General features: G+C 47.5%; 3 protein-coding genes and 2 pseudogenes. 2 read left to right on the top strand and 3 right to left on the bottom strand.

Annotation, left to right across the window (positions count from 1 at the left end; all coding sequences use genetic code 11):
• Positions 1-474 (bottom strand): annotated as a pseudogene (locus Q0R35_RS04480) (photosystem II q(b) protein); the annotation flags it as partial.
• A gap of 156 nt (positions 475-630) precedes the next feature.
• The gene (locus Q0R35_RS04485; RefSeq protein ID WP_295614888.1) at positions 631-1,530 is read right to left on the bottom strand and encodes a ChaN family lipoprotein; all 900 of its coding nucleotides are present in this window, start codon (positions 1,528-1,530) and stop codon (positions 631-633) included.
• A 79-nt stretch (positions 1,531-1,609) separates the two neighbouring features.
• On the opposite strand from Q0R35_RS04485, the gene Q0R35_RS04490 reads away from it, so the two are divergent.
• Positions 1,610-2,101 (top strand): thioesterase family protein, encoded by a 492-nt coding sequence (locus tag Q0R35_RS04490; RefSeq protein ID WP_295614890.1) that lies wholly within the window; start codon positions 1,610-1,612, stop codon positions 2,099-2,101.
• Between the two features lie 326 nt (positions 2,102-2,427).
• Here the strand turns inward: Q0R35_RS04490 and Q0R35_RS04495 are convergent, their stop codons facing one another.
• Positions 2,428-3,345, bottom strand: coding sequence for a TIGR04168 family protein (locus Q0R35_RS04495; protein WP_295614892.1), 918 nt, complete (start codon positions 3,343-3,345; stop codon positions 2,428-2,430).
• A 407-nt stretch (positions 3,346-3,752) separates the two neighbouring features.
• On the opposite strand from Q0R35_RS04495, the pseudogene Q0R35_RS04500 reads away from it, so the two are divergent.
• Positions 3,753-4,252: pseudogene (locus Q0R35_RS04500) on the top strand (phenylalanine--tRNA ligase subunit alpha); the annotation flags it as partial.

The raw sequence follows: 4,252 nt of genomic DNA on the forward strand, positions 1-4,252 counted from the left end.
GAATACTGCGGTTGCTGCTGCTACTGGAGCGGAGTAAGCAACACAGATCCAAGGACGCATACCTAAGCGGTAGGAAAGTTCCCACTCACGACCCATGTAACAGAAGATGCCGATTAAGAAGTGGAATACTACCAGTTGGTAAGGGCCGCCATTGTACAACCATTCGTCTAAGGAAGCTGCTTCCCAGATTGGGTAGAAGTGAAGACCGATTGCGTTGGATGAAGGAATCACAGCACCGGAGATGATGTTGTTTCCGAACATTAAGGAACCAGCTACTGGTTCGCGGATGCCGTCGATGTCTACTGGAGGAGCAGCGATGAAGGCGATGATGAAGCAGATAGTGGCAGAGAGTAGGGTTGGTACCATGAGTACGCCGAACCAGCCGATGTAAATGCGATTTTCTGTGGAGGCGATCCAGCTACAGAAGCGTTCCCAGACGTTCGCGTTCTGGGTGCGTTGTAAGGTTGTGGTCATGTGATTATGATTGCTGTTTGTTCTGTGTAGAACGGAATGTTTTGGATGTATGAATCTAATCTAACCCGATTGTTAATGTTTGTAAACCTTTCTCAGTTTTAGAGAACTGATGATGGTTATCAGGTTTGGTTATATGTGTGAATCGGTCAGCCTAAATCACTTAGTAGGCTTGGTTTGTTCCCAGATAAAATCAGCAGGAGCGGGTTGTTGGGGATCTAGCTCGTGACTGAGTAGAACTGTTTTTTGAGTAAACCGCGAATCAGTGTCCATCCGTCGCATCACTCGATCGGGAATACCGTAACCATAGATAATATGAGAACTGCCAGCAATCACGATCGTTTGACGATCGGGATTTTGCTTGACAAACTCAGCCACCCGTTCTGCCATCGTTTCATCCCATAATAGTTGTGCGGTATAAAACCTATCGAAACTTTTACTCGAAATTGAGACAATTCCGGCGTGCTGTTGGTAACTACCCAAAACCATCCGCTGATAGGCAAGATTGCTGCGATCGAGATCGGCGATGGGCGGGATATATTGCAGTTCTGTGGGGGTGAGACTTTCTAAGCCTTGCTTGGCAGCTTTACGCGTAATTTCAGTGGGGGTATTGAGGGCAATTACTGGTAAGCGGTTCGCTTTAGCAAATTCTAGAATCGTCGCGTAAGATGCCCATTTGTAGCCCCACCGTTCGTCAAATTCTGTCTGCTGGCGTAATCGAGCAGCGGTAATTTTACCTGCTAAATATAAATCGAGTAACGGTTGCGCCGGACGCTGAAACATTTCCATGCCGATCGCCAACTGTGGTTTATGCTGGAATAATGCTTGCAGAATTGCTAATTGTTGTTGACGATCGACATCGCGATCGTGAGTTTCGCCTAAATAGACAACGCTGGCAGTTTTTAACCGCTCGACGATTTCTGTCTGCTGAGGAGTAAATCGAAGATTGCTTTGAACTGCGTTGGTTCCCGCATTAGCGGTTGGTATCGTAACGATCGTACTGCTGGCGACAATTACAATTAACCCCCATACAAGTGCGGCAATCCGGCGTATATTCATATTTAGGCTAGGTATTAACATCTAGTTAAGGTAACGCACAATCCTTTTATCTGTATCGCTCGATCGCAGATTTACAATTATGTCAGAATCTACCGATCTTCGTCCGCCAATTCCTGCCGATAGCGCGATTGAAAAATTGAGTTACCAAGCCATGTCTGGTAACTGGTTTGAATACCCGATCGTGGTGCATCCCCATCATACCGATTATGGTGGCGTGGTCTGGCATGGTACCTACCTCGCCTGGATGGAAGAAGCGCGTGTGGCTTGTCTCAAATCGATTGGAATTGATTTTGCCGATTTGGTAGCGATGGGTTGCGATTTACCCGTCGTAGAAGTGTCGATTCGCTATCACCGCGCCTTGAAAATGGGCGAATCGGCGACTGTCAAAACCCGGACGATCGATATGGAAGGCGTACGCATTATCTGGGAATATGAGATCGAATCAGTCGATCGATCGATCGTCCACCTGACTGGAATGGTAACGCTAGTGGCTGTCGATCGTGAAAAAGGCAAAATTATGCGTCAGTTACCAGCAACAGTCCGAGATGCACTGGTGAAGATGCGAGAATAGCTGAGGTTCCAGAACCGCCTGCGACTGAAGTTGCAGGTTTCAAGAAACCATTTGAGATCTTCGAGTGGGGGAGGGCGGGTTTTGCTCGAAGATGATGGTATACGGGCGACAATTATTTGCATAAGCCCGCCCCTACGGCTGATTCATCGATGGATATGTAGGGGTAGGTTTGCGGCGCATCGAACGGGAGGTTCCCTCCCGTTTGTGTGCGACAAGACAATCCAATCTAATGTCGATATTACTGTTCGATCCTAAACAAAACCTACCCTCCTTCACCAGAATCTTAAAAGGTCTCAAATGGGTTCTTAGATAGCAACTTGGATTATTTAACTAGCCACAGGAGATCGCCAATACACTTCTTCTAAACCCACCTGAAAATCTTCAGTCATCCAGACTAAACCCGCTTGAGTCACATTGCCATCTAGCATCGTCACCAGGGAAAAATTGCGAACGGTTCGTTCGATCGTCGAGAGAATGCGCGGACAGCGTGCAGAATTAAGATAAATCGTACCATCGGGATGGACGACGATCGGTTGGCGTAAGCGTTCTTTAGTATGCCTGAGCCTGTGGTGCATGTGACCGAAAGTAACCAGCGGAATCGATTTGCCTTGAGATTTAAGGATCGCGATCGCGTCAAACAAGTCAGGATCGCCGTAGTCGCCACCAATTACCGTTTCACCCCAATCTTTACCGCAAATTGATTCGGGGTCATCTCCCAGCCCAGTGGGGCCATTGTGCCCGATGATAATTAGGTGTTCGCAGGTTGCTTGACTGGCTCGATCGACGATCCGCTGCGTAGATGCAGCAAAACTATCGACCCCAAATCTAGCCTCGTAAAAGTCACTATACTTCCATTTCGGGCCGCCCCAGCTAAACGGACGACTGCCAACCACCGATAGATTGAATTGCGGAAAATCTAACTTACCATAACCGACACAACTTTCGCCTAATAGGTCGATCTGTTGCTGCACGCGATCTTCTACCAGCGGGTCGTAAGGGCTTTTGCTGCGTCCCCAATCGCTGGCGGTATACCAGGCATCATGGTTGCCAAGAATTGCGGCTTTGGGCAGCTTCACAGCCGCTATCCGACTGACTAATTCTATGGCTTCATTGCCAAAATCACCGACGAATAACACCAAATCGACACCTAAATGTTGCAGCGCGACTTCATCAGCAGTTTCCCATTGGTCGTGAACGTCGCCGACGATCGCAATTTTAATTGGTGTGGTTGAATTCTCCAGCATGGTGTTTGACGATCGATTTAGTTGCGCCCTTACTATTTTTACACGATCGTCGCCTTCGATCGAGATTCGGCAATTTTCATTTTAAAACCCTGACGCTATTTTATCGCTTCAATCTTGGCAATCGGTGACGACATCATGCGGCTTGCAGCAGTTTTATTTTTAAAAACCAGCATCAGATTCTTTCCCTGCTTTGCTTTTCCTCCGAGAGCATCTCAATTTTCATCATGAGAATTACTGAATCTCGCTCGAAGCGAATGGTAGATTGCGGCGCGATCGAGTGGAGGCGTTACTCGATCGGTTAGAATCTAAATTGGCTGAGAGTTACCGATCTAAACTATTAACTGGCAACCGAGAACCAGATCTGCCGCGCAGATTCAGCCCGTCTCATCACAATTAGTTCCACTCCAATCGACATGTCATTAAGCGATCTCCAACAACAACTAGCTACACTCCAAGCCACAGCACTAGAGGCGATCGCCCAAACCCAGACCCTAGAAGCATTAGAACAACTGCGAGTTGATTATTTAGGTAAAAAAGGCGAACTTTCTAAAATCTTGGGTGGAATGGGTAAACTTTCGGCTGAGGAACGTCCAGCGATTGGCGCGGCGGCGAATTTAGTTAAAGATGCCATTGGGTCACAGCTCGATCGCGTCAAAACCGATTTGCAAACAGCCCAAATTCAGGCACAATTAGCAGCAGAGACACTTGATGTCACGATGCCCGGTGTTTATTATCCGCAAGGTCGGATTCATCCGATTAATTCGACGATCGATCGGATGGTAGATATTTTTGTGGGTATGGGTTACACCGTCGCCACGGGGCCAGAAATGGAGACAGATTATTATAATTTTGAAGCTCTAAATACCCCGCCAGATCATCCCGCGCGAGATATGCAGGATACCTTTTA

The sequence above is a fragment of the Chamaesiphon sp. GL140_3_metabinner_50 genome, from assembly GCF_025361915.1.
GTDB lineage: Bacteria > Cyanobacteriota > Cyanobacteriia > Cyanobacteriales > Chamaesiphonaceae > Chamaesiphon.